22 protein-coding genes and 8 pseudogenes are annotated in these 22,225 nt (G+C 68.9%); 16 read left to right on the top strand and 14 right to left on the bottom strand.

Going from position 1 to position 22,225, the window contains the following annotated elements:
* The 5 genes and pseudogenes from ACIP5K_RS34770 to ACIP5K_RS34750 form a co-directional block, all read right to left on the bottom strand.
* A pseudogene (locus ACIP5K_RS34770) lies at positions 1-374 on the bottom strand (guanylate cyclase); the annotation flags it as partial.
* On the bottom strand, positions 371-781 hold the full coding sequence (locus ACIP5K_RS34765; RefSeq protein WP_401416295.1) for an STAS domain-containing protein: 411 nt from the start codon (positions 779-781) through the stop codon (positions 371-373). The pseudogene ACIP5K_RS34770 and the gene ACIP5K_RS34765, both read right to left, overlap by 4 nt.
* 146 nt (positions 782-927) lie before the next feature.
* Entirely contained in the window at positions 928-1,356 is a 429-nt protein-coding gene (locus ACIP5K_RS34760) for an STAS domain-containing protein (protein ID WP_401416293.1), read from the bottom strand.
* Positions 1,353-2,456 carry a B12-binding domain-containing protein gene (locus ACIP5K_RS34755; RefSeq protein ID WP_401416291.1) on the bottom strand — a complete coding sequence of 368 codons (1,104 nt, stop codon included), beginning with the start codon at positions 2,454-2,456 and terminating at the stop codon, positions 1,353-1,355. The genes ACIP5K_RS34760 and ACIP5K_RS34755 overlap by 4 nt, the downstream gene beginning before the upstream one ends.
* On the bottom strand, positions 2,453-4,132 hold the full coding sequence (locus ACIP5K_RS34750; RefSeq protein WP_401416288.1) for a PP2C family protein-serine/threonine phosphatase: 1,680 nt from the start codon (positions 4,130-4,132) through the stop codon (positions 2,453-2,455). Before ACIP5K_RS34750 ends, ACIP5K_RS34755 begins: the two co-directional genes overlap by 4 nt.
* A gap of 520 nt (positions 4,133-4,652) precedes the next feature.
* On the opposite strand from ACIP5K_RS34750, the gene ACIP5K_RS34745 reads away from it, so the two are divergent.
* The 4 genes from ACIP5K_RS34745 to ACIP5K_RS34730 all read left to right on the top strand — a co-directional run bounded on the left by ACIP5K_RS34745 (position 4,653) and on the right by ACIP5K_RS34730 (position 7,735).
* Positions 4,653-5,006, top strand: coding sequence for a hypothetical protein (locus ACIP5K_RS34745; RefSeq protein ID WP_401416286.1), 354 nt, complete (start codon positions 4,653-4,655; stop codon positions 5,004-5,006).
* 108 nt (positions 5,007-5,114) lie between these two features.
* Positions 5,115-5,558, top strand: a complete 444-nt coding sequence (locus ACIP5K_RS34740) for a hypothetical protein (protein ID WP_401416285.1) — start codon at positions 5,115-5,117, stop codon at positions 5,556-5,558.
* Between the two features lie 225 nt (positions 5,559-5,783).
* The gene (locus ACIP5K_RS34735; RefSeq protein WP_401416283.1) at positions 5,784-6,083 is read left to right on the top strand and encodes a hypothetical protein; all 300 of its coding nucleotides are present in this window, start codon (positions 5,784-5,786) and stop codon (positions 6,081-6,083) included.
* 347 nt (positions 6,084-6,430) lie between these two features.
* A complete protein-coding gene (locus ACIP5K_RS34730) occupies positions 6,431-7,735 on the top strand; it encodes a phosphatidylserine/phosphatidylglycerophosphate/cardiolipin synthase family protein (RefSeq protein ID WP_401416282.1) in 1,305 nt (434 codons plus the stop codon).
* A gap of 192 nt (positions 7,736-7,927) precedes the next feature.
* On the opposite strand, the gene ACIP5K_RS34725 is transcribed toward ACIP5K_RS34730, so the two are convergent.
* Complete coding sequence (locus ACIP5K_RS34725) at positions 7,928-8,479, bottom strand: hypothetical protein (protein WP_401416279.1); 552 nt, start codon at positions 8,477-8,479, stop codon at positions 7,928-7,930.
* 140 nt (positions 8,480-8,619) lie between these two features.
* Here ACIP5K_RS34725 and ACIP5K_RS34720 point away from each other — a divergent pair.
* Positions 8,620-8,843, top strand: a pseudogene (locus ACIP5K_RS34720) (IS5/IS1182 family transposase); the annotation flags it as partial.
* A 116-nt stretch (positions 8,844-8,959) separates the two neighbouring features.
* Positions 8,960-9,761 (top strand): annotated as a pseudogene (locus ACIP5K_RS34715) (IS5 family transposase).
* Here the strand turns inward: ACIP5K_RS34715 and ACIP5K_RS34710 are convergent.
* Together ACIP5K_RS34710 and ACIP5K_RS34705 are read right to left on the bottom strand one after the other, a co-directional pair.
* Positions 9,733-10,068 (bottom strand): ankyrin repeat domain-containing protein, encoded by a 336-nt coding sequence (locus ACIP5K_RS34710; RefSeq protein WP_401416277.1) that lies wholly within the window; start codon positions 10,066-10,068, stop codon positions 9,733-9,735. The pseudogene ACIP5K_RS34715 and the gene ACIP5K_RS34710 overlap by 29 nt on opposite strands.
* A 79-nt stretch (positions 10,069-10,147) precedes the next feature.
* On the bottom strand, positions 10,148-10,864 hold the full coding sequence (locus tag ACIP5K_RS34705) for a hypothetical protein (RefSeq protein ID WP_401416275.1): 717 nt from the start codon (positions 10,862-10,864) through the stop codon (positions 10,148-10,150).
* Between the two features lie 1,374 nt (positions 10,865-12,238).
* Between ACIP5K_RS34705 and ACIP5K_RS34700 the strand changes: the two genes are divergently transcribed.
* Both ACIP5K_RS34700 and ACIP5K_RS34695 read left to right on the top strand, forming a co-directional pair.
* Positions 12,239-12,547, top strand: coding sequence for a hypothetical protein (locus tag ACIP5K_RS34700; RefSeq protein WP_401416272.1), 309 nt, complete (start codon positions 12,239-12,241; stop codon positions 12,545-12,547).
* Between the two features lie 192 nt (positions 12,548-12,739).
* Positions 12,740-13,324, top strand: a pseudogene (locus ACIP5K_RS34695) (winged helix-turn-helix domain-containing protein); the annotation flags it as partial.
* Here ACIP5K_RS34695 and ACIP5K_RS34690 read toward each other — a convergent pair.
* Positions 13,292-13,561, bottom strand: a pseudogene (locus ACIP5K_RS34690) (serine/threonine protein kinase); the annotation flags it as partial. The pseudogenes ACIP5K_RS34695 and ACIP5K_RS34690 overlap by 33 nt on opposite strands.
* A gap of 480 nt (positions 13,562-14,041) precedes the next feature.
* Between ACIP5K_RS34690 and ACIP5K_RS34685 the strand changes: the two are divergent.
* The 3 genes and pseudogenes from ACIP5K_RS34685 (at position 14,042) to ACIP5K_RS34675 (ending at position 16,742) form a co-directional block, all read left to right on the top strand.
* Complete coding sequence (locus ACIP5K_RS34685) at positions 14,042-14,275, top strand: hypothetical protein (RefSeq protein WP_401416270.1); 234 nt, start codon at positions 14,042-14,044, stop codon at positions 14,273-14,275.
* Complete coding sequence (locus ACIP5K_RS34680; protein ID WP_401416268.1) at positions 14,268-15,365, top strand: two-component system response regulator; 1,098 nt, start codon at positions 14,268-14,270, stop codon at positions 15,363-15,365. The genes ACIP5K_RS34685 and ACIP5K_RS34680 overlap by 8 nt, the downstream gene beginning before the upstream one ends.
* A 585-nt stretch (positions 15,366-15,950) precedes the next feature.
* A pseudogene (locus ACIP5K_RS34675) lies at positions 15,951-16,742 on the top strand (IS5 family transposase).
* 19 nt (positions 16,743-16,761) lie between these two features.
* On the opposite strand, the gene ACIP5K_RS34670 reads toward ACIP5K_RS34675, so the two are convergent.
* The 3 genes and pseudogenes from ACIP5K_RS34670 to ACIP5K_RS34660 form a co-directional block, all read right to left on the bottom strand.
* Entirely contained in the window at positions 16,762-17,022 is a 261-nt protein-coding gene (locus ACIP5K_RS34670) for a hypothetical protein (protein ID WP_366853377.1), read from the bottom strand.
* Positions 17,023-17,375: 353 nt separating this feature from the next.
* Positions 17,376-17,576 (bottom strand): annotated as a pseudogene (locus ACIP5K_RS34665) (DUF6228 family protein); the annotation flags it as partial.
* A 12-nt stretch (positions 17,577-17,588) separates the two neighbouring features.
* Positions 17,589-17,711, bottom strand: coding sequence for a hypothetical protein (locus ACIP5K_RS34660; protein WP_401416265.1), 123 nt, complete (start codon positions 17,709-17,711; stop codon positions 17,589-17,591).
* A gap of 198 nt (positions 17,712-17,909) precedes the next feature.
* Here ACIP5K_RS34660 and ACIP5K_RS34655 point away from each other — a divergent pair.
* Positions 17,910-18,727 (top strand): annotated as a pseudogene (locus ACIP5K_RS34655) (IS5 family transposase).
* An 88-nt stretch (positions 18,728-18,815) separates the two neighbouring features.
* On the opposite strand, the gene ACIP5K_RS34650 reads toward ACIP5K_RS34655, so the two are convergent.
* Positions 18,816-19,298, bottom strand: coding sequence for a hypothetical protein (locus ACIP5K_RS34650; protein ID WP_401416262.1), 483 nt, complete (start codon positions 19,296-19,298; stop codon positions 18,816-18,818).
* Between the two features lie 193 nt (positions 19,299-19,491).
* Here ACIP5K_RS34650 and ACIP5K_RS34645 point away from each other — a divergent pair, with 193 nt between their 5' ends.
* The 3 genes from ACIP5K_RS34645 (at position 19,492) to ACIP5K_RS34635 (ending at position 21,093) form a co-directional block, all read left to right on the top strand.
* Complete coding sequence (locus tag ACIP5K_RS34645) at positions 19,492-19,872, top strand: hypothetical protein (RefSeq protein ID WP_401416260.1); 381 nt, start codon at positions 19,492-19,494, stop codon at positions 19,870-19,872.
* Positions 19,873-20,053: 181 nt separating this feature from the next.
* Entirely contained in the window at positions 20,054-20,548 is a 495-nt protein-coding gene (locus tag ACIP5K_RS34640; protein WP_401416258.1) for a hypothetical protein, read from the top strand.
* 356 nt (positions 20,549-20,904) lie between these two features.
* Positions 20,905-21,093: a hypothetical protein gene (locus ACIP5K_RS34635; protein ID WP_401416256.1), complete on the top strand. Its 189-nt coding sequence runs from the start codon at positions 20,905-20,907 to the stop codon at positions 21,091-21,093.
* A gap of 220 nt (positions 21,094-21,313) precedes the next feature.
* On the opposite strand, the gene ACIP5K_RS34630 is transcribed toward ACIP5K_RS34635, so the two are convergent.
* Entirely contained in the window at positions 21,314-21,730 is a 417-nt protein-coding gene (locus ACIP5K_RS34630) for a DUF4232 domain-containing protein (protein ID WP_401416253.1), read from the bottom strand.
* Between ACIP5K_RS34630 and ACIP5K_RS34625 the strand changes: the two genes are divergently transcribed.
* Positions 21,714-22,067: a hypothetical protein gene (locus tag ACIP5K_RS34625; protein ID WP_401416251.1), complete on the top strand. Its 354-nt coding sequence runs from the start codon at positions 21,714-21,716 to the stop codon at positions 22,065-22,067. The genes ACIP5K_RS34630 and ACIP5K_RS34625 overlap by 17 nt on opposite strands.
* Positions 22,068-22,225 lie beyond the last annotated feature (158 nt).

Raw genomic sequence — 22,225 nt, 5'->3', positions numbered from 1 at the left:
ACCCGCGGCTCGTACGTGAAGTCGAAGAACGCCTCACGGGCCTGCGCACCCACACCCAGCACCACACGGGCCTCCCGCGCGGTGTACGGCGTACCGGTGCGGTAGACCCGGTCGAGGAGCGCGACAAAACCCTGCTCCACCAGTTCCGGCATCAACTGCCCGATCGGCAGCCCCGTACGGGTACGCTCCGGCCCGCCGATCGCCGTGAAGAACGCCGCGTTCGCCGTCTCCAGCATGTGCGCCGGACCGGCCAGGGACGCGAAGACCGCGGAGGACCGGCCGAACAGCGTCCGAAGATCGTGCTCCGCGTCCGCCGCGTCCGCACGCGCACCGGCTCCGGCCGGTGGGGCGGGCTGCCCCGGTACGCGCGTCATGTGTTCTGCCTCTCCCTCGACTGTGCCGGGCCGTCCGGATCCGCGGCCACGCTGTCACGCCGCCCCGTACCCGCGTTCAGGGCTTCGGCCGCGTCGGTGTGCACGGTGAATATCTGGTCCAGGCCCGTCAGCGAGAACAGGCGGGCCACCGAGTCCGGCACGGCCGCCAGGCGCAGGACCCGCTCCTGCGCGGCCAGTCCCTGGAAGAGCCGCAGCAGCGCGCCGATGCCGGACGAGTCGCAGAACGTCAGTCGCGCGCAGTCGACCACCACCGGGCCCGCGCCGCTCCCCCGGGCCAGCTCCGCCTCGACCGCCTCGTGCAGCTGGACCACGCTGTCGTAGTCGAGATCTCCGCGCAGCGCGAACACCGCGCCGCGCTCCTCCTGCGTGACCTGCACCGAGAACACTCTCAGCTTCCTCCATGCGCGGCTTCCCCCGACGACCCTGCCATCGTAGAGACCGATCCTCCCGCCGCCGAACCCGCGGGGGTGCCGTGGCGGGCGGCGGGCGCCGCGCCCGCCGTGCCGGGGGTGCGGTGCGCCCCGCACAGGCCCTAGGTCGGGTCCTCGGCCTCGGGGGTGGCGCGGGCGGTCGCCGCCTGGTTGCGCTGCTCGCCCACGGGGTCCTCGCCGTCCGCGGACGCGGCGGAGCGCTGGTCGCCGTGGGTCAGGTGGTCCAGGGTCCCGGTGATCTCCAGCATGCGGTTCAGCCGCAGCGGCCGTCGGGCCAGGACGAGGGCGGCCCCCGCCGTGTCCGTGCGGCGGCGCAGGCCGAGCAGGGTGGACAGGCCCATGGAGTCGACGCCGGTGAGGCCGACGCAGTCCACGACGACCTTCCGCACGTCCGGATGCCGGGCGAGCTCCACTGCGGTCTTGCGGGTGAAGTCGTCACTGGTGTCGTAGTCGAGATGCCCGCTGACGTAGAGGGTCAGCACGTCGCCGGTACGGCTGGAGGTGATCAGCAGGAGGTCGGGGGTCGTCATGCGTGCTGTCCAGCGGTCAGGGCACCTCTCGCCTCGTTGAGGATGCCGGTCGAACGGGGGAAGTCGGCCAGCCGCCGGCGCAGGGAGCCGATCGCGGGCAGCAGGCTGTGCGCGGGCACGTGGCGCGCGGTGAGGATGTCGGCGGTCCAGGTGATGAAGCGGGTGAAGAGCGCCGGGTCGTCGACGTAGAGCGCGGCGGCGAGGTGGGTGACGAGGTGGTCGATGTCCTCGGCGGTCCGCTCGCGCTGGTACTCGGTGTAGGCGCGCATCGCGGGAAAGCCGTCCTCGACGTCCGCGAGGGTCTGCTGCACGGGCTGCCGGCGCGTCTGCCGGACCATCGTGTACTCCTGGTCGTCCAGGTGCGGCAGATCCGCGTCGACCAGCCGGGCGTCCCGCACCGTCGGACGCTCCAGCCCCACTCCCCGCGTCAGTACGTCGTCGGCGCCGACGGCGTCCGCGGCCCATTGCGCCCGCATGAGGCGAGCGTAGCGGCCTTCGGGGCCGAAGGCCGCGCCGCCGGCCAGCACGGGGACGCCCGCGGTCCGGCAGGAGCTGATCGCGGTGTGCGCGGTCGGCAGGTGGGTGGGGATCGACGACGAGAGCAGGACGGCGTCGGAGCGCCGCTGGTGCAGGTGCGCCACGAGGTGTCCGGTGGGCACCTGGGCGCCGAGGTAGTCCACGTGCCAGCCGCGCAGCCGGAGCACCTCGGCGACCAGGCGGGCGGGCAGCGCGTGCCACTCCCCGTCCACGCAGGCGACCGTCACCCGACCCTTGACCGGCTCGGCGCCGGCGGCGGCCGCGTCGGCGACGGCGGAGACGCAGCGTTCGTTGATGGCGGTCGCGGCGTGCTCCTGCGCGATGGTGAGGGCGTTCGCCGCCCACTGCGCGCCGACCCGCTCCTGGGTCGGCGCGATCAGTTCCAGCAGGACGCGCTCCGCCGCCCGCCGCGGTGAGGTGCCGGTGGCGAGCGCCGCGACCGCGTCCCGTACGACGGCGATCGCGCGCGTCTCGTCGACGTCGCTCACCGCCCGCCACAGTCGATCGCGCAGCTCGCCGGACGAGGGCACACCGCTGCCCTCGTCCGTGCCGATGGATGTCATGCCGTGAACCTGCCCCGGGTGTGTCCGTCCACCGCTGTCAGGTGCGCCGAGCGGGGCGCGGTGATGGCCAGCAACGCCATGTCGTCCTTGGGGCCGTCGTCCACCCACTGGGTGGCGACCATCTGCACGCGTTCGGTGACCGCCTCCGCGGGCAGTCCCGCGCAGCCGGCGAGGACGTCGTGCAGCCGCTGTTCGCCGAAGATGCTGTCGCCCAGCGGGCCGCCGTGCGCCTCGGTGATGCCGTCCGAGTAGAGCAGGCACGTCTCGCCCGGCATCAGGTCGACCGCCACGGTGGTCGCGCAGACCTCGGGCAGCGCGCCGATGAGCGTGCCGCGGGTCGCGGCCTCCTCGACCCGGCCGTCGGCGCGGATGATCAGCGGCGACGGGTGCCCGGCGCTCGTCAGCCGCAGCCGCACGCGGTTGCCGGCGCGGGAGACGGACGCGAAGGCCATCGTGGCGAACCGGGTGTGGTGCGAGGACATCAGCGCGCCGTTCAGCAGGGTCAGGACCCGCCCGTGGTCGGCGGCGAACGGCAGCAGCGCCTGGATCGTGTTGCGGATCTTCCCCGTCAGCACGGCGGCCTCGAGGCCCTTGCCGCACACGTCGCCCAGGACGACGAAGGTCTCGCCGTCGTCGGTGTCCGCGGGGTGCACGTCGTAGAAGTCGCCGCCGATCCGGTCCGTGCTGGAGGACGCCCGGTAGCGGCCGGAGAAGTCGATGCCGCGCACCTGCTCCAGCGACGGGGGCAGCAGGTCCCGCATCAGCACGTCGGTGATGTGGGACTGCTCGGCGTAGATGCGGGCCGCCGACAGCGCGGCACCGGCCCGGGCCGCGAACAGCCGCGCGAACGTCTCCTCGGCCGGCGTGAACGCGGCCTCCTCGCTGCGTCGCAGCAGCACGATCGCGCCCGCCGGGAGCCCGTGCCCGGGCAGCGGGACCACGACGACCGAGCCGATGCAGGCGGGGCCGTCGCCGAACTCCTCCGGGATCGCCCAGCCGGGGACCTGTCGCGGGTCGATCCACCGCGACGGCACCGGCGGGAAGCCCGCGAGCGCCTCGGCCAGTCCCGGCAGCTCCTGCGCGTCGATGGAGACCTGCCGCTGCTGCACCGATCCACCGGTGGTGGCCCAGGTGACCGGGTGGTGACGTCCGCCGCCCACGCCGACGATGACGGCAGCATCCGCCAGATGCTGTGCCGCCATCTGTGCGGTCACCTCCATGCAACGCTGGCTGTTCAGCGAGGACAGCAGCTCGCTGGAGATGTCCTGCAACACCCGGCTCCGGGAGCGCTCGCTGTCCAACTGGGCCTGCACGAACCGCAGATCGCTGTCGTCGACCAGCCACCAGGTCACCGCGCCGTCGCCGGCGAGTCCGGGGAAGGCCTGGACGCTGTGCTCGCCGAGCGGTCCACGCGCGGGTTCCAGCAGGTCGTTCCGGTCGGGGGCCGCGGCCGACCGGGACACCGTCGCCGCGTGGGCGTCGGTGAGCCAGGCCGGGGCGGCGTCCGCCAGCCGTATGCCGCCGCGCAGCCCGCCCAGCAGGGCGGTCGCACCGTCGTTGCAGGACACGACGAGACCTGCCGCGTCCACGGTCACCTGGGGGTACGGGTCGTGCTGCGCGGGCGGATGCGCCAGTCCTACGCCACGGGAGCTCAAGGGCTCCGGGGAGGAAACCATCACGTGAGGCCGCGAGAGCGACCTCCACCACCTTCCACTCGACTGCTGAGAACCAGCAGACCCTGAGGCCTGCCCAAGGGCGCCTGCACTACCCGTTCACCGATGCTAACCAGGCCCACCACTCGTTCCGCAACAGGCCCGGAATTCTTACCCCCGAAATTCCCGGCGACGCTTAAGCGGGCGTGGGGGACGTGTGAAGACATCGATGTCGTGCCGGTGGCGGGCCGTTCCCTTTCGGACGGGAAGCGCGGAAAGCGGTGGATGTGGGAGAGTGACGTTCCATACGACTGCGCACCCTGTGGCCGATCTCGCACACGGAGGACGCACCGGAGGTCCGACCACAGCCGCGCGGCGCGGCTGTCCGGGCCCCCGCCATCGACGCACGGCGGCCAACTGCCGGACGCCCCTGGGTCTTCGCCCCGCACCAGGACCGTCCCGCGCCAGGAGCAGACGTGAACACCGATCCCGTCCTTCGCCCGCCCCCGTCCGGCGACAGCAATCGGGTCGCGCGGCACTGCCGGTGACCGGCCCCTGGCACACCCTCGAACTGATCGAGACCAGGATCGGCGATCCGCCGGTCCCCGTCATCCACCTCACCGGCATGTGCTCCCGCTGGCACGACCCGGAGGACCGCATCGGCCAGGCGCTCGAAGCGCTGCCGACGGGCGGCGGCCTCATCATCGACGTCGGCGCGCTCATCTACTCCGACATGTACTTCCTGCGGCTGCTCTTCGACGCGCGCGCCCTGCACACGCTCGTCCTCGTCGGCCCGCTCGGTCCCGCCCTGCGCCACCGGCTGCGCACGACGGGCACCAGCGACCTCTTCGACGTCCAGGCCACCCTCCACGAGGCCCTCGCCCGCCTCGGCCGCTGACCCGCCCGCGGCCACCCCGCGCGCGGGCACCGCAAAGCGATGGGTCATGCTCCCTCTTCCGGCCGGGCAAGGACCTGTCCGGTCCGAACGCGCCCGATGGAGTACCCCGTGAACGCAAAGCGCCGCCGACTGCTGCTGGCCACCGTCGCCCCGATGCTCGCCCCGGACGAGCGGGTCGAGGTGACGACCATCGTGAACCTCAGCTCGGTGTCGGTGCGCCGCACCGCGGCCTTCGCGGCGGCGTCGGCCGTCCTCAGCGCCGGGACCCTCGCCGTGATCCCGACGCCCCGGCCGATGTACCTGGTCATGACGGACCGTCGGATCCTCGTCTTCCAGGCCGACCCGACGTTCGCCAAGACCGGCCCGCACGTCCTGACCGTCCCGCGTGCCGGGCTGGTGCGCACCCGGATACGGGAGCGGCTCCTGAACTCGTCCTTCGTCGTCTCCTCACCCGCCGACCAGCAGGGCCTGAAGATCATTTTCCCGCTGCTGGGACGCTCGGAGCGTGACGTGATCGCCGCGGCGCTCCCCCTCGGCGCTCCGGAGGCCTGACCCCGCACGGGTCCGCCCGGCGGGGTGCGGGTCCGCCGTCCGCGGGCCGCACTCCCCCGCACGCTTCCCTGCCTCGTCGTGCAACCCTCGGCCGCCTCCGGGCGTCTCCTGAGTGCCGAACGATGGGTCATACCTGGAACAAGTACGGGCAAACACCACCGGACCGGCGCCTCATCGACGCGGGATGTCCGCCGGATGTCCCTGTCCCCCGCAGGAGCTCACCGCATGTCCAAGCACAGTCGCCTTCCCGCCCCGCCTCCGGGACGCGGCCGCGTCGCCACCGCGCGCACCGCGGCGGCGCCCCTGACCGGCGCCCTCCTCGGCGCGTCGGCGGGCACGGTCGACGCCGTCACGCGGCACAGGGCGGATCCGACCGGGGAGGGCTCCGGCAGCGTCGCGTCGTTTGCCGGCAGGGCCACCGCGACCGGGCACGCGACCGGGCGGAGAAATGCGGGGGACGTCGGCGCCCTCTACGGACCGGCGAACGGCATCACCGCGGGCGAACGCGCCACCTCGGCCGGGTAGGCGTCCGAGACGTCCGCGACCGCGCCGGGTCCGACGACCCGGCGGCCGGTGCCGGGCCCGAGCAGATCGGTGCCGACGTCGACGCCGTCGCGCCCCTTCGGGGCTCGGCCCGCGGCCTGCCCGGGGCGCCGTCGTCGCCGCCCCGCAGCCCCCTCGTACGACTTACGGGGCACCGCCCCCACCACGAACGACGTCAACGGAGACGGGTGATCCCGGCAAACCGGAGCGCCGGGCAGGCCGGTCCGGCGCGGTCGGCCGCCGACCCCACCGCGGCGGCCCCTCATGCGTCGAACAGCACAGCAGCACCCCGATTCGTCATCGTCAACAGCCCAGCGAAAGGCCCGTCCATGAAGCGAACACTCACGTTGATCACCGCGCTGGTCGTCACCGCACTGTCACCGACGACGGCGCACGCGGCGGTCAAGAAGGCCAAGGCTCCGCTGGGTTGCGAGTCCCGGACGTTCACCTCGAAGGCGGGCGTGAGATTCAACGACCCGGAGGACGCCGACGCCCGGATGAACGTCATGGGCCCGGTCATAGAGTCGATCAACAGCGCCGGCTGCGGGCAGACCATACGCGTCGCCATGTACTCCATAGGCAGCACGCAGCCGGGTCCGGACTTCGCCAACGCCCTGATCGCCGCGCACCAGCGCGGTGTCATCGTCAAGGCGCTGATGGACTCGCACAGCGACAACGCGATATGGCAGTCGATGGTCGCCGAGTTGGGCAACGACCCGCAGGCCGCCAGCTTCGCCGCGCTGTGCCCGGGCGGCTGCCTCACCCACTACGCCGGCTCCGCCCTGCACGCGAAGTACTACATGCTCAGCGGCGGGAGCGACGCGAACAGGACCGTGACGGTCAGCAGCGCCAACCCCACCTCGGCCCAGGCCAACACCGCGTGGAACAGCGGCACCACGGTGAAGGGCAACCTCGACCTGTACAACTCCTACGTCCGGTACTTCACCGCGATGGCCAAGGGGGCGCTCAACGGCCCGGGCCCGCTGGTGCCCGACTACTACAACTCCACCAGCGGTCTGGCCGCCAGGACCCTGTCCCCGCCCTCCTACCAGTGGCCCAAGGCGCGCTCCAGAAGCGACACGTGGGTCGACTTCCTGAACAACGTCAAGGCACCGGCCACGATCAACATCGCCATGTTCGAGTGGACCTCCCACGGGGATCCGGGCGACCGGAACTACCTGGAGCTGCCGAAGAAGCTGGTGAGCCTGGCCCAGACCGGCGTCAAGATCCACATACTCTTCACGGCCGGCCAGGTCGACGGCAGCGTCCAGAACTACATCAAGGACCGGCCGAACATCGACGTGCACGACACCACCCGCGGCACCGACGCGAACGGCAACGCCCTGCACTACACGCACGACAAGTACATGATGGTCAGCGGCGGTTACGCGGGGGCGACCAACTCCAGGATCGTGTTCACCGGCTCCTCGAACTGGACGAGCAACGGCATCTGGCACAACGACGAGTCGGACCTGAAGCTGGTCGGCCAGGCCAACTACGACGCGTTCATGACGGACTGGCAGAACCAGTACAACCGCTGCTGCGACACCGCGGCCCGGCAGTTGACCGCCGAGAAGCGCGCCGAGAACACGTCCCGCGAGATTCCGATCGACCCGAAGCAGGCCCAGGAATAGGCGTCGTCGTCCGTTGCGGCCGCGCCGCCGGTCTGGGTGGAGCTGTCCATCCGCGTCGGCCGCGGCCGGGTCGGCGGTGTCCGGGCCCCGCGATGACACGAGCCCTGCCCCTCGCGCAGGGCGATGGCCAAGGGCTGCCCCGCACAGACCATGGCTGCGGGCGCAGGGCGGCCTGACGAGCCGGTGGGGTGCTCAACCGGTGGTTCGTGAGGTGCTCAAGGACCGGGCGAAGCCGGCGAGCGTGTGAAAGTCGTTCTCCCGGAGGCCGATCCGCGGGTTGACGTGGTGCAGGAGCCCGGTTCCGCGGTGGTGGGCGCTCACGAACGTCTGATCCAGCTCGCTCTGTTCGTCGTCCACCCAGGCGAAGGGACGCCCGCTTGCGTGGTCCACCAGCGGGCCGGTCTTCCAGTGGACTCCATCGGGACGTTCTTGAAGGAGGACGTCGCCGAAGTCGACGAAGGGAAGTTCCGGAAGGCCCAGCACCGGCGCTATCCACCGGTTGGCGTCGCCCATCCACGTGGTGGCCCAGCACAGCTCGAAGCCGAGCTGGAGCAGGATTCGTCCGTGCTCCGGGTTGAGCCAGACCCGCAGGGGGCGTCGCCGGGACGAGAGGCCCCTGTCGTCCTCATGGGCGTCGTCCCGGGGAACCCGGATCGTGGTGTAGCCCTCGGGACGTCTCTCCGGCTTGGCGGCGTAAGGGTTGAGCGGCCCGTCCACGTCGAGGAACAGCAGCGGTCGGTTCACGGTCTCCCCCGGGTCCTACTCGCTGTGGACTGCCCCGGTCAGGGTAGCTGCGGGATGGGCACGGCATGGAGCCGGCTCGGGTGGTGATCATGAAAGTCGGCGATGATGAGGCCCCGGGTGGGGACCGGAGTGCCATCCAACTCGTCATCCCGCACCGCCGACAGCATGGCCAGGCCGAACATCCGTACTGAAAAAGGAACCCAACAAGTCCCACAAGCAGGTCCGCGCCCGCGTCGAGCATTTCTTCGCCCGCATGTAGACCTGGAAGATCCTTCGCGGTTGCCGCCTCAAGGGCGACGGTGTCCATCACGTCATGCTCGACATCCCCCGGATGCACAATCTCGCCCTTATCGGATCCGGGTAGGGAAGCGGGCCGCACGGCGGCCTACCACGCCCGAGACGACAAGAAAATCATTTACGGGACAGCCCTTAGAAGTCATCTCAACTGGCTGTCTCGGTAGGCTGTCGGGTGTGGTGGGCATCGTTGAGCGGCTGGTGCCGGGCGAGTTGTGGGAGCTGTTCCAGCGGGTGGCGCCGGAGGCGCCCACGCGGCCTCAGGGCGGTGGCCGGCGAAGGCACGGTGACCGTGAAGTGCTGGCCGCGATCGTGTTCGTGGCGACGTCGGGCTGCACCTGGCAGCAACTGCCCGCGGCCTCCTTCGGGCCGTCCGGGGCAACTGCTCACCGCCGGTTCAACGAGTGGACGAAGGCACGGGTGTGGGCCAAGCTGCACCGCCTGGTACTCGATGAACTGGGCTCCCGTGGCGGCTTGGACTGGTCCCGTTGCGCGATCGATTCGGTGAACATGCGGGCCCTGAAAAGGGGGAGTTGACGGGTCCGAATCCTTTGGATCGAGGCAAGTACGGCTCAAAGATCCACCTGATCACCGAGCGGAGCGGTCCGCCCCTGTCCTTAGGGATTTCCGGTGCCAACGTCCATGACAGTCAGGCCCTGATTCCGCTCGTGAAGGGCATACCCCCGGTCCGGTCGCGCCGAGGTCCCCGTCGCCGCAAGCCCGGCAAGCTCCATGCCGACAAGGGCTATGACTACGCTCACCTGCGGCGATGGTTATCCAAGCGGGGAATTTTGCGCACCGGATCGCCCGCAGGGGAGTTGAGACCTCGCAGCGACTGGGGCGTCACCGTTAGACCATCGAACGGACCATGTCCTGGCTCGCCGGCTGCCGCCGTCTCCACCGTCGCTACGAGCGCAAAGCCGAGCACTTCCTCGCCTTCACGAGCATCGACTGCACTCTCATCTGTTACCGACGGCTCGCCTGCTGATGTGGGCCCGCAGCAGATTCACCGCCAGGTCGTGACCGTAGTGGGCAGCCATGTCCAGGGGGGTGTGACCGTCTGGATCCGCGAGCTCCGGGTCAGCACCGAAGGCCAGTAGTACAGCAGTGATGTGAACGGTCAGCGGCTCACCGCTCTGCAGGGATCCGTCGCCCTCGGCATCGATGGCGTGCGTCAGCAACGTCATGTTGCTGAAGACTTCGTCGCAATCAGCGCCGGCGGCCAGCAACCGAGCCAGGGCCTCAGCATCGTCGTGCTCGACCGCGTGATGGGCGGGCGTCCAGTAGTCACTCACCAAGGCATTCAACCGTCATCGCAAGCCGTCTGCCAGCGACTATCTATCTCCGTTGGCAACCACCACTTGAGATGATGTCTTAGGTCCTGGGGAAGACATAGGCCGCGACGGCGACTCCGAGGGAGAGGACCGCAATGACCGTGGCCACCCCAGGAAGGGCGAAGGGGCCGCTCAGCACCTGCCGGTGATGCCGGTTCAGTCTCAGCAGCAGCCTCTCGGGCTTGTTCGGTGCAAGGAGTACGAGCGACCTCGAAAGAAATGAATCGAATACGTGTATCACGGCGTAGTAGGCGGCGAGGAGAAGCGCCGAGACCAGCATGACGTCTGATTCCTTGCCCGAGAAGGAGTTGACGAAAACGATCGCCCACGTCGTTATGGCGAAACTGAACGCGGTGGCAGACACCCAGTCCAATATCTTGCGGCGCTTGCGCGACCAGAACTCGGTCGGTCTGAGCAGGTCGAGAATGAACAGGCAAGTGCGCCTCACCTGAGCCTCGTCGTCACCTTCGACGTGCACTTGCGTATACCTCGTCGTGCCGAAAAAATGGTCCCTCTTCCGCTCTCGCGGCACACCCACCTCGACCACGACAGAGATGGCTGAACCTGTAGCGTTTCGCGCCTTAATGCGGAGCCCCGTGAAACGAGCCGGACTTCCCAGAGCCGATACCAGGTCGTCCATGCTGGCGGCGCGGACCTCACACCGCAGTTCATCGATCTCGCCGTCTCGTCGATTCCTGGGTATCTGGGCGAACGCCAGGCCACATCCCGGCATCTCGGCCTCGATGGCGTCGACCACCTGGTCGACATCCGCGCGCGAAAGCCAGCGCCCGGTGCGACGTGCGCTCGCTCTCCATTCCCCCATGCGCGCACCATACCGACGGCGGGCCCGCACGGGCCGGGCTATCAACAAAGTTGATCACGGAGCCGAGGGCCACCTTTGAGTGATCTTGCTGGGTGACTGCTGTGACTGGAACGGTCGCCGCTCACATGGCGCGGTCTGGGCCGCACCAAGGTTCGGCGCGTTCACCGGCGATCACCGCCCATGCCCAGCTCCGGCTCGCCCGCCCGCGTCCGACGGAGAGTCAGGCGAAGAGTCAGGAACCTGCGCACGAAGACCGGCACTCCTACCGGTGCCCAGAAACTGTCCCGAGCATCACAAGGTGGGCACCAAGCCGCGCCGCACAGCGTGCGCCCGAGGCTCACGCCGCCTACGACCACCGAATGCGCCTCACACCAAACACGATGAGCGACATGGTCAATGACGGGAACACCAGCTTCGTGCTGCCGCGGGGGGGGGCGACAGGCTTCTCCTGGCCGAAGGATGGCCCGCTCCCCAACACCGACCTACGGGCGCTCCGCACCGCTCTCCATACCGCTGCCCGCGGCGCCGGGGGCAAAGTGGGCGAGGTGGAGGAACAGGCATACCCTCGGACCCTCCATACCGCATCGGTCGTCGCGGGCGCAGGCGCAGACGAGAGCATTGTGCTCTGCCACGCTCATCACCCCTGGATCGCCTTCGCCTCGACACGTCGGAACTGTTACGGGGAGGAGTTCCTCGCACCGCCTCCATGCGCACACGCCTTTACCGACGCGGGCTTCGTCGTCCTGAGCAGCGCGCTGCTTGCCACACCGCTTTCCGACGTGGACACCTCAGCGCTCGGGCCGGGTGAGTGGCGTGAGGCTGCTACTACAGCATCACGACGTTGGGCGGAGCCCTCTTCAACGGGTGGGACTGAAACAAGCAAAGCCACGACTTCTCAGCAGCGTCGAACAGGTGGATGACGGCTTGAGCGTCCTGGAAGCCCAGGGGCAGCAGGGAAACTCGACGCCCGGCAGGCGGACTTCCAGGTATCCCCGGCCGAGCGGGCGCAATTCGGAGAAGTGCTCGGCCAGATCCGCGATGTCGGAGCTTCGCTCAGTCGGGGAGAACTGTCGCGATGCGGGGTCCGTCGCTGTCCACGCGACGTCCATCCCCGCAACCTCCTGTTGCTTGGGACCCTGTTGGGCACGCCACGAGCGCCGAGTTCGTCCCGGCGTCGGCCGGGCGGCAGCTGTCGCCGTATCTTCGCCGCCCTGTGGGCCGTGGGCGAGGTCGGGTCCCGTTTCGCCGGGACTTCGCTGTCCCCTCCTGCGGCGGTCGGCCGGGGAGGGCCGGGGTTAGATTCCTCCCATGTCTTCGCATCTCAGCCCCGGTGCTTCCGGAGCGCTCCGCCGCTTCGCCGGATGGCTCGCCCGGGGGTCGGCGGGTCATCCGCTGCTGGAAGGGGTCGACTACTGGGAGGAGTTGCGCGCGTCGCCCTCCCAGATGGAGATCTGCTTCGCGATCTTCGCCAACGTCCTCGAACTGGACGAGCGGGGAGAGCCGGTCAACGAGAAGTACGCGGAGCGAAGGGCCGCCGCCTGGCTCCACCGATACTGCACCGGGGTGCTACCCCCAGGGGAGCCGGACATCGAGCCGTGGGAATGCCGGCTCCATTGAGCAACAGCGGCCAGGTCGTGCAGGTGCGCGATGCCGCGCTCGCCTCGCTCGGCACGAGTTGAAGTCACGAACGCCGGGAGCCGACCGCGCCGCGTCAGGTTGTGCGGGTTGTGCGATGTCCGTCCCTCACCCCGACCGGGGGTGCTGCAATGCTGAGGGAATTCCGATGGGTACGCGGGTGGACGCTTGGCTGTGGACGGGGGATCTCCTGAACCGCTCCGATTCGAGGTGCTCGGGCCGTTGCGGGCCCGGCGTGGCGCGGACCTCCTGGAGCTGGGGCCGGTCAAGCGGCAGGCCGTGCTGGCCGCGCTGCTGCTGAGCCAAGGGGCCGTGGTGAGTCATGAGCGGCTGCTCGACGCGGTGTGGGGGCCGGAGGCGCCCGCCAGCGGCGTCAGGGTGCTGCCCACGCACGTCAACTCGCTGCGCAGGACGCTCGATCCCGAAGGGACACCGCCCGCGACGTCGGTGATCCGCAGCGGCAAGGGCTGGTACCGCTTCGTCGTCGACGACGTCCGCATCGACACGGCGGAGCTGGAGGAGCGCCGCCGTACGGCGCTGCGCACCGCCGCGTCCGGGGACCCGGCCGCCGCCGCGGACCAACTGGCGCACGCTGTAAGGCTGTTCCGGGGCGAGCCGCTGGCCAATCTGCCGGGCCCGTTCGCCCGGGCCGAGCGGCAGCGCCAGCGCGGCCTCGGGCAGCGGGCGCCGCCCGGTCAGCAGCGCGCGCAGCGTGGGACCGTCGACGGCCTCCATGACCAGCGCCACGCCGCCGCCGTCCGGCGAGTCGAGCACCGCGTCGATCCGTACGACGTTCGGGTCCCGCACCCCGGTCACGAGGCCCGTTTCCCGCCGGATGCGCTCGACGGCCGCGCGGTCGTCGACGAGCTGCGCGGCAAGGTACTTGATGGCGACCAGATCACCGGTCCCGTCGTCGCGGGCCAGGGTGGTCCGCCCCGTCGTTCCGTCGCCCAACTCCCGGATCTCGGTGAATCCGGGCACCAGCCAAGTCGTCATCGAACCCTCCTCTTCCCCTCGTGTGCGCTGGGCGGAGAAAAGTAGGAGCGGTCGATGTACTTACGATGAAATGGCCGACTCCGTGCGGCGGGAGACGGTGCTCGACCTCCGCCGCGGCCACCGGCCGGGTACGTACGGGTGGGTGGGGACCGGCGACGTGATGCCGACCCGTACGGTACGGACCGCCATACGACCGGCGACGCCCTCACCCCTTGGCGTATCCGTGTCTTGGTGTATCCGTGCCGCCCACGTTGCAACGCAACGCCTGCGCTGCGCGGCGCGGCCGAAGCCCGTGAACTGGAGCAACGCGGCTCGGGCCCGTATGCGGGTGCCGACCGCAACGGGCGTTGGCGGCGCGACGAGGTTTGATTACGGCCCGCAACGGCTGGGGCAAGCCTCATTCTGGGGCCCACCAGCCGGAGCAGCCGGCAGGAGATGGCCGCCCCGACCACCCGGCGGGGCCGATGGACGGAGATGTCCGTGAACCGCGCCCTGCTCCCCCTCAGGACCACCCTGGTCTTCCTGATCGCGATACTCGCCGGCGTCGTGGCCGCCTCGCTCACCTGGGCCTCCGGCGAGCAGCTGGCGCGCAGCGTGATGGCGGGCATGGGCGCGACGGCCGTGGCGGTCCCGTTCTTCGACAGGCTCATCGCGACGGACCCGGCTCCCGGCATCGACGCGGCTGCGAGCGGAGAGGCCGACGACCGTGGGTGAGTTACGTCCGCTGGCCCACGACCTGCCCGAGGAGACCCGGGCGCTGGCCCTGGCCCTCCGGGAGCTGTTCGCCGGGCTCGATGTGTCGGTGCGCCGCTATGCGATCCGCCGGGAGCGCGACCCCGGCACGCTTTCCCGCTATCTCAACGGCACCCGGGTACCTCCGTGGCACGTCATCAACGAGCTCCTGGCCGACGTCACCGAGCACCGGGGCAGCGCGGTGACCGGCGAGGCCGTCGAGCTCCTGCGCGAGCTGTACGGGGCAGCGGTCGAGAACGGCTGCCCGCCGAAGAAGGCCGTGGTGGTGCTGGAGGAACAGATGGCCGACGCCGACCGGCTGTCCCGCCGCTCCTCGGTCAGCGGCGATGTCCTGGGCGAAGCCCTGCTGGCCCGCACGCACCGCATCGCCGACCTCGAAGTCCGCCTCACCCAGCTCGAAGTCGACTGGCAGACCGAACGGACCCGCGCCGACCAGCTCGAAGCCGCCCACCCTGAGGTCACCGGCCTGCTGGAGGAACGCGAGGCGCTCAAGGACCAGGTCGAACGGCTGAACCACGAGCTGCAAGCGGCCCGGGAACAGCGGGCCGCCGCGGAGGCCCGCTGTGAGCTGCTGGAACGTCAGCTGGACGAGGCGGAGAAGCCGGCGCAGGCCCTGCCGGCCGCGCCGAACCTGCCGATGCCGAAGGTCCTCGTCGTCGACGATCAGCCCGACAATCTGCTGGCGATGTCCGCCGTGCTCGCCACCCTCGACCAGGAGCTCGTCACCGTCAACTCGGGACGGGACGCCCTCAGGGCCCTGCTCGACCACGACGACTTCGCCGTCATCATCATGGACGTCCAGATGCCGCTGATGGACGGCTACGAGACCGCCGCCCAGATCAAGCGCCGGCCCCGCAACCGCGACGTACCGATCATCTTCCTGACCGCCATGGGCACGGATCCCGAGCACTCCGCCCGCGGCTACGCGGCCGGCGGCGTCGACTTCATCTCCAAACCCTTCGACCCCTGGGCGCTGCGCGCGAAGGTCGCGGTCTTCACCGCCATCCACATGGAGCGCCGCCTGCAACTCGCCCCCCGCACCGGCCTCTGAACAGACCGCGCCGGTTGCCCCCCCCCCCCCCGACAGCTGATCTATTTGTTCCTTGGGAAAAAATAAAAAGCGACCCCCACCAGGACAACGAAGCCGACGGTAAAGATCAGGGCAGATTTTCCGTCCTGCACCATTGCGGGAAGAGAAATGGCCCACATCACCTTCGGCCCTTTCGTGAGCTGAACCAGCTCATCGGCAAGAAGAGCACTCCTACGGCGACGAGCAGCCATCCGAACAGCCCTGTCGACCCTTCTGTCGAGTTCAAGAGCAGAAGTGCGCCGCACACGAGAGATATAGAGGCGAAAATCAGGATCTGTCGCCCTCTTCCCGGTTGGACCATTTCATTCTCCCTGATCGAAACCGTGGGCGCTGAGGCAAGGACGTGTCCTGCTTCAGCACCCGCGGCCAGTTCGTTCGCTAGCTCTGGTAGGTGGCACCGATGTACGTTCCGGCCGCCGCGCCGATGGCACCAAGAGGGGGCGCGACCCGGCTTACCACATCCTGGCCTCCAGCTGATGACTGTCCCGTAAATGATCTCTAAGACGTCGTTGCATTTGGCGCGGGTAGCGTGCGTGCGTGAAGATCATGGAGCGCCTGGTCCCGGATGGGTTGGGAGTTGTTCTCGCGGGTGGTGCCGATGGCCCCGGTGCGGCCGCAAGGTGGTGGCCGGCGGCGATATGGGGACCGGGAGTCACTGGCCGCGATCCTCTTCGTGGCCACGTCTGGCTGCACTTGGCGGCAGACCCCAGAGGTGTTCGGGCCGTCGTGGTCGACGGTGTGTCGGCGGTTCGCCGAATGGAGCGAGAGCCGTGTCTGGGCGAAGCTTCACCGCCTGGTGCTGGACGAAATCGGTGCGAGGGGCGATCTGGACTGGTCGCGGTGCGCGATCGACTCGGTGAACGTACGGGCGATGAAAGGGGGGGCCTGACGGGCCCGAATCCTGTAGATCGGGGCAAGAAAGGCTCGAAGATCCATTTAGTCTCAGAGAGGACTGGTCTGCCTCTCTCGATCGGCATCTCGGCCGCGAACACCCACGACAGCTTGGGGCTGCAGCCCTTGGTGCGCGGGATCCCGCCTATCCGATCCCGCCGCGGACCGCGTCGGCGCAGACCTGCCAAGCTCCACGCCGACAAGGGCTACGACTGCGACCACCTGCGGAAATGGCTCCGCACCCGCAACATCGTGCCCCGCATCGCCCGCAGGGGCATCGAGTCCTCAGCTCGGCTGGGGCGGCACCGCTGGACCGTCGAACGCACTGTGAGCTGGCTGGGCGGCTGCCGCCGCCTGCACCGCCGCTACGAACGCAAACCCGAGCACTTCCTCGGCTTCGCCGGTATCGCCGCAACTCTCATCTGCTACCGCCGAGTCACCGAGTGAAGCGACAGTTGGCCGCCGGTTAGCGCCATTCCGGCGGGATGTTGGCCAGTTGACCCAGCAGATCCCAGTCGGCCGGCTTCAGCTGCGGCTTGTGCCACTGGGCACCGTGACCGACCCAGTAGCCGCGCAGCTCGCGGACTTGCGTCACGGTGTCATCACCGATGCCGGACTCGTTATAGCAGCACTCGCAGATGACGTATCGAGGGAACCCGTGCTCGTAGAGAGCCTCCCCGTCATCCAGCCCGCAGATACGGCAAGCGGTCTCAACCGTGTTCTCCATCCGCACAGACTATCGATCCCACCAAATACAACGACGTCTTATACGGGACAGCCCTTAGGGCGCTCGTGAAGTCATCGAGCAAGCGGAAGTGGGACATCGCGTTGCCGCTACCCATGAGCATTACGACGCGATGCCTGATCTAGCGTTGCTCTTCTTCGCTCGGAATGGCCGAATCCCAGAAGCCTGCCTCGAGGTCGCTCAGAGCAGCAGGCGCAACTGGCGTCAGCGCGCGGATGCCGCACACCCCCTGACCCGTTGCCATGCCGGAACCATACCGGGGGATCTGACTTTGGTCTGCCTCATGAACCAGGAAGCGTTCGCAGCCTAAGAGGTTGTCTCACGTGGTGGCTTGGTTATCCGATCATGCTCGTGAGAAACATCTGGAACTCTGCGGCGAGGTTCCGCATCTCCTCGCCGGCCGCATGCACGGTGGTGGTCTCGAGGTGCCACTCTTCGGCCGGAGGCCGGTCGTGGATGCCCCACGTCAGGTGGACGTAGCCGCCCGAGCGGTGCTCCGCCAAGATCGTCAGGTCGCGTTCCAGGGAGCGCCAGCTGCGCGCTCCCTCTCAGCCGCGGAAGTCCTCGGCCAGTGAGGAAAGGAAGGTGTCGAGGCCGTCGCCGTCCCAAGTCCGCACCAGGGTCTCGATGCTCACCCACTGACCGCGAGCTTTCACGAGGAATTCGAGCATGGGGTCTTCCCCATAGGGTCTTGTCAGCTCGGAGAAGAGCAGGTGGACCGGTCTCGGTCCGGGCTCTCCCACGGGTACCGCAGGTCCGTCTTCGGTCATTTGAGCAGGTTGGAAGTCGTGGGGCTCGATGACCAGCTGATATACCCACGCTGCCCCGGCCACAGGCTGCGGATGTCTCTTGGGGCATGATCGTCTGTCATGGCTGTGGATCTTGCGAGGGAACTGGTCCCCGATGGGCTGTGGAAGATAGCCGTGCCGCTGATGCCGCCGTTCCGGCCCAGACAACAGGGCGGTGGGACAGCGCCGGTGCCGGACCGAAAGGTATTCACGGCGGTGGTGTACGTGCTGACCAGCGGTTGCGCCTGGCGCTCCCTGCCGCCGACGTTCGGCACCTCGCCGGCCACCGCGCACCGTCGGTTCACAACGTGGACCAAGCCCGGTCTGTGGCGGCGACTGCACCGGGCGGAGCTGGACGAGCTCGGCGCTAGGGGCGAGCTGGAGTGGGCCTCAGCAATCATCGACGCCGCTTCCGTCCTCGCGAAAAGGGGGGCTCGCTTACCAGACCGAACCCGGTCGATCGTGGCAAGAAGGGCAGCAAGCTGCATGTGCTGTCCGAAGCCCAGGGCATACCGCTGGCCGTCGCGGTCTCCGGCGCGAACGTGCACGACAGCCAGGCATTGAAGCCGTTCCTCCTGGGCCTCCCCGCCGTACGGTCCCGGCGCGGGCCACGACGACGGCAACCGGTCAAGGTCCGCGCCGACAAGGCGTACTTCTCTGCCGAACACCTCGCCTGGCTCCGCTCGCGATGGCTCATCCCGTGCATCGCGCGCCCGGGGATCGAGTCAGGAGAGCGGCTCGGGCGACACCGCTGGAAGATCGAGAGGTCAATCGCCTGACTTTTCGGCTACCACCGCCTCGCTGTCCGCTATGAACGCGAAGGCAGACACTTCCTCGCCCTCCTGGGCCTTGCCGCAGCTCTCACCTGCTACGAGAAACTCGTGAAAATCACCACGTGAGACAACCTCTAGGACCTGTCCCGTAACCGGTCGGAGTGAGCGACAGCGCCATGGGAACAGGGCTGGCTCAGGTTTCGAGACGGTCCGATCACCCGGCTGATCGGTTAAGGGTCTCCCGCCACACGTCCTTCACGTCGCGGGAGTCATCCATGGGGGAATCTCGGCTTCCGCCAGGTGCGTAGGCCGGGGACCGGTCGGCGCGGAGCGGTACATGGGCGCAGTACCAGGCCCGCTCGGCGCCTGCCTTCTCGGCGTCCGTTCCGGTCCGTAGGTAGTCGAGCAGTGCGGTCATGACCCGGCGCCGCCCGAAGGCGTAAACCGCTGGCTCGACGAACCAGAGGCAGAAGCTGGGGTCCGGGTCGTAGACGGCCGCAGCCATCAGCGGGGCGAAGAACTCCTCGGGCAGGTGGGCGCGTTCGAGCAACGGCTTGCGCACCGCATGGGCCAGGTGCCGGGCCCGGCGTACTTCCGGCACGTCAGCCGCGATCCCGAGATCCATCAGCCGTGCCACCTCGATGGCGCATGACAGGAATGAACGTGCACCAGCCTCGTCGTGCTCCGCGTCAGCCATGGCGGCATTCTGGACCGTCTCAGGCCGCGAGGGTACGGGGCGATGGTCGCTTTGCACTCGGCATCGCCCGCCTGCACAACCTCGCACCCACCGGATAGGCCAACGGACGGCACCGCCGCCGATCCCACCCTCACCAGGTCCAAGATCAGTTACGGGACAACCCTTAGGCACCGGGCAAGCAAGGAGGAACAGGATGGGGCTCATGCTCTCCCCCGGAGACGACGACGTGACCAGCCCAGACGTCTCCTGGTCCTATACCGGCTTCAACATGTTCAGGGAGTGGCTGGCCCAGGCAGAGGGGTTCACCCTTGCGGAGATGAACGGATTCGGCGGAGACCGCGTGTGGAGCAGCGCCTCCACCCCGCTGGCACCACTGCTCGACCATCCAGACCACGACGGCTCTCTCGCCCCCGCGCAATGCGCGGCCATGCTGCCCAGGCTGGAAGCAATCACCGACCAGCGGCAGCACGAGTACGGGGGCCCCGTCCTTGGGCGACGCCTCGACGACGTGCGTCAACTGGTCACCGTCATGGAGTACTGCTTGGAGAAGGACGTCGAGATCATCTTCTGCTGACCGCCACGGGCTGTCTCCGCTGGAGATGAACAGCAGTTATGGGACAGCCCTTAGCGGGCTCCGCTGCCGACCGGCCTGCTCGACCGACGACCAGGGCGTCTGTTTCAGATCGGCGAAAATGACTTGGTTAGCCGTTTGAGCTCCGGTTATCGTTGCCGCCGCGCCAATGACTGATGGTGAGATGGCAGCAGAGCTCGAACCGGCCGGTTTCCGCTTCGTTGAACGCGTCCTTGGGGATGGCCGATGGCCTGCGCTGCCGCCTGGTCACAGTCCTGCGAGCGCCGGCCCGGAGCACGGACGGTTCGACTCCCGTCCGAACGAGGTTGCAGACGTTGACGAACCCGGCATGGCCGACAAGGTCAATGCAAGCTGGTACCGCATGGCAGTGGAACACGGGTTGTTGAGCGAGGAACGTGAGTTCTTCCTCGCTGTCGACTTCTCCACGCCTGACGACGACGATATCGACGGAGAGCATCGAGGCTGGGCTCGCGTCCGTCTCCTCGACGAATGGGACGTCGTGAGGAGTGAGGTGGACCAGTTCCGGAGCCCGATGGGAGGACTGCTGACAGAGCGGTTCGTCCCGGAGTTCACGGTCGTCTCACTCGACAGCCGCGTGCTGCTGAACACCACCGTCTGGGGAAACGGCACCGTCAGCACGATCGCCATCCGACCGTGAGGTTGGGTCGCGGCCTCATCGAGTCGACCAGATGAAGATGCCAGCCGCGAGGAGCCCGGCCCTGGAGACAGTGGCTGTCTTCTCATAACGGGAGGTCGGGCCACGCCAGTTCCTCAGGCGAATGATGTCCTTTCCCTCACCTGACGATCAAGACCGTAAGCCCGTTGCCTTGCCCGCCCCGCCCTCCAGCCAGAGCGGTTCTCCCACGGCCCACATGGGCTGTTCAAACTGCCCAACCGTCGCACTCGGGCGGACAATAGGCTGATCGGATGAGACCTGGACCGTCCGTCAGTGCAGCGACCGAACCCCGTACGCCCTCCCCTACCCGGGAAGCCACGTCGCTTCAGGCGTCCGACGTGCGATTGCTGATCGCTGCCGTGGTCGGCGTAGTGCTCACCCTGACGTTGATGGGTTGGCTATGGGGCACCCTCGCAGTGCAGCCCGGTGTCTTGACCCCGTTCGTCGAGAAGTCCATTCGTCTGTCCTCGACATCGGTCGAGCTACAAGCCGGTTGCCTGTCCGGCGAGTTCGAAGACTGCCGCTGACGGACCTGGGGGCTGGGGCGGACCCGGCATCTCCCGGCCGCTCCTACCCTGTGCGCCGGGGTTCGGCGACGGACCTGCCGACTGAACAGCCCCAGCCGGACCGGGTCCGGCCGCAAGTGGCGTTACCGACCGGCTGCACCTAGAGGCGAGCGACGTCGGGCGCGGCCCGGGACGGATCCGCTACGAGGAGGTAGCCCGCTGGCCGTTCACCGGGCCGGGGTCACAGCGCCCGGGTGGTGAAGGGGCCGACGGTGAAGGAGTCGCCGCACACTTCGAGGGAGCCGGGCGCGGCCACGGTCAGAGCCGCCGTGTTGTCGGGCGGGTAGACCTTCAGGCGGGCGGGCTTGGCCCAGCACTTGCCGTCCGTCACGCCCCGGTCGGGGGTCTGCACCACCGCGTGGGCGCTCTGTCCGGCCTTGAGCACGACGCGCTGCGCGCTGCCGTTGTTCGAGCGCGTGGCGGGCTTGCCGATGCGTTCGCCGCCGCCGTCGGTCAGCGACAGGCCGGGGTAGCCCTTGAGCGCGCAGGTCCCGCCCGTCGTGTTGGTCAGGGTCAGGTCGAAGTACTTGCTGTTCATCTCCTGGCCCGTCGGCTTCAGGCCCGCCTTCAGCACACCGGTGGTGCAGTCGCTGCCCATCCCGGGCCGCTCGTCGGCCCTGGTCGCGCCGGTGGCCGAGGGGGTCGAGGGAGTGGTGAAGGCAGTGGACGCCGAACCGTTCGCGGTCGCGGCGGAGCCGGAGCCGTCCGTCGCCGGGGCGGTGGTCAGTTCGGGCGTGGTCGCCGCGGCCGTCGTCCGGCTCCCAGGACCGGTCTCGGCCCGTCCCCCGCCGTCGTCGGCGCCACACGCGGTCACGGCGACGACGCCCGCGCTGACCAGCGCCGCCGCGTACCAGCTCGTCTTCCTGCCCGTCCTGGTCGTATTCGTCCTGGTCGTATTCGTCCTCGTCGCGTTCATCCTTGTCGCGTTCATATGAACCGCCTGTCCGGGGAAGTGACGGCCATGCGCCGGCGGAACGCTTCCGGCCCGCATTCCCACGCCGTACCCGCTCGTCTCACACCGTTCTCCCACGCTGGTCCGGCAGGGTCGGAACCGCCCCGACCCATGAGTTCCCGACCCATGAGTTCAGGAGGA

The organism is Streptomyces sp. NPDC088785, assembly GCF_044750685.1.
Lineage (GTDB): Bacteria > Actinomycetota > Actinomycetes > Streptomycetales > Streptomycetaceae > Streptomyces.
The sequence above is the reverse complement of the archived record's forward strand: the minus strand, read 5'-3'. Positions and strand labels throughout refer to the sequence as shown.

Bases quoted from the DNA above. Each gene is read 5' to 3' on its own strand.
- ACIP5K_RS34760 (WP_401416293.1), bottom strand. From the start codon at position 1,356: ATGACGACCCCCGACCTCCTGCTGATCACCTCCAGCCGTACCGGCGAC.
- ACIP5K_RS34755 (WP_401416291.1), bottom strand. From the start codon at position 2,456: ATGACATCCATCGGCACGGACGAGGGCAGCGGTGTGCCCTCGTCCGGC.
- ACIP5K_RS34750 (WP_401416288.1), bottom strand. From the start codon at position 4,132: ATGGTTTCCTCCCCGGAGCCCTTGAGCTCCCGTGGCGTAGGACTGGCG.
- ACIP5K_RS34735 (WP_401416283.1), top strand. From the start codon at position 5,784: ATGTCCAAGCACAGTCGCCTTCCCGCCCCGCCTCCGGGACGCGGCCGC.
- ACIP5K_RS34730 (WP_401416282.1), top strand. From the start codon at position 6,431: ATGAAGCGAACACTCACGTTGATCACCGCGCTGGTCGTCACCGCACTG.
- ACIP5K_RS34700 (WP_401416272.1), top strand. From the start codon at position 12,239: ATGTCTTCGCATCTCAGCCCCGGTGCTTCCGGAGCGCTCCGCCGCTTC.
- ACIP5K_RS34670 (WP_366853377.1), bottom strand. From the start codon at position 17,022: ATGGAGAACACGGTTGAGACCGCTTGCCGTATCTGCGGGCTGGATGAC.
- ACIP5K_RS34660 (WP_401416265.1), bottom strand. From the start codon at position 17,711: ATGCTCGAATTCCTCGTGAAAGCTCGCGGTCAGTGGGTGAGCATCGAG.
- ACIP5K_RS34650 (WP_401416262.1), bottom strand. From the start codon at position 19,298: ATGGCTGACGCGGAGCACGACGAGGCTGGTGCACGTTCATTCCTGTCA.
- ACIP5K_RS34645 (WP_401416260.1), top strand. From the start codon at position 19,492: ATGGGGCTCATGCTCTCCCCCGGAGACGACGACGTGACCAGCCCAGAC.
- ACIP5K_RS34640 (WP_401416258.1), top strand. From the start codon at position 20,054: ATGGCAGCAGAGCTCGAACCGGCCGGTTTCCGCTTCGTTGAACGCGTC.
- ACIP5K_RS34630 (WP_401416253.1), bottom strand. From the start codon at position 21,730: ATGGGCAGCGACTGCACCACCGGTGTGCTGAAGGCGGGCCTGAAGCCG.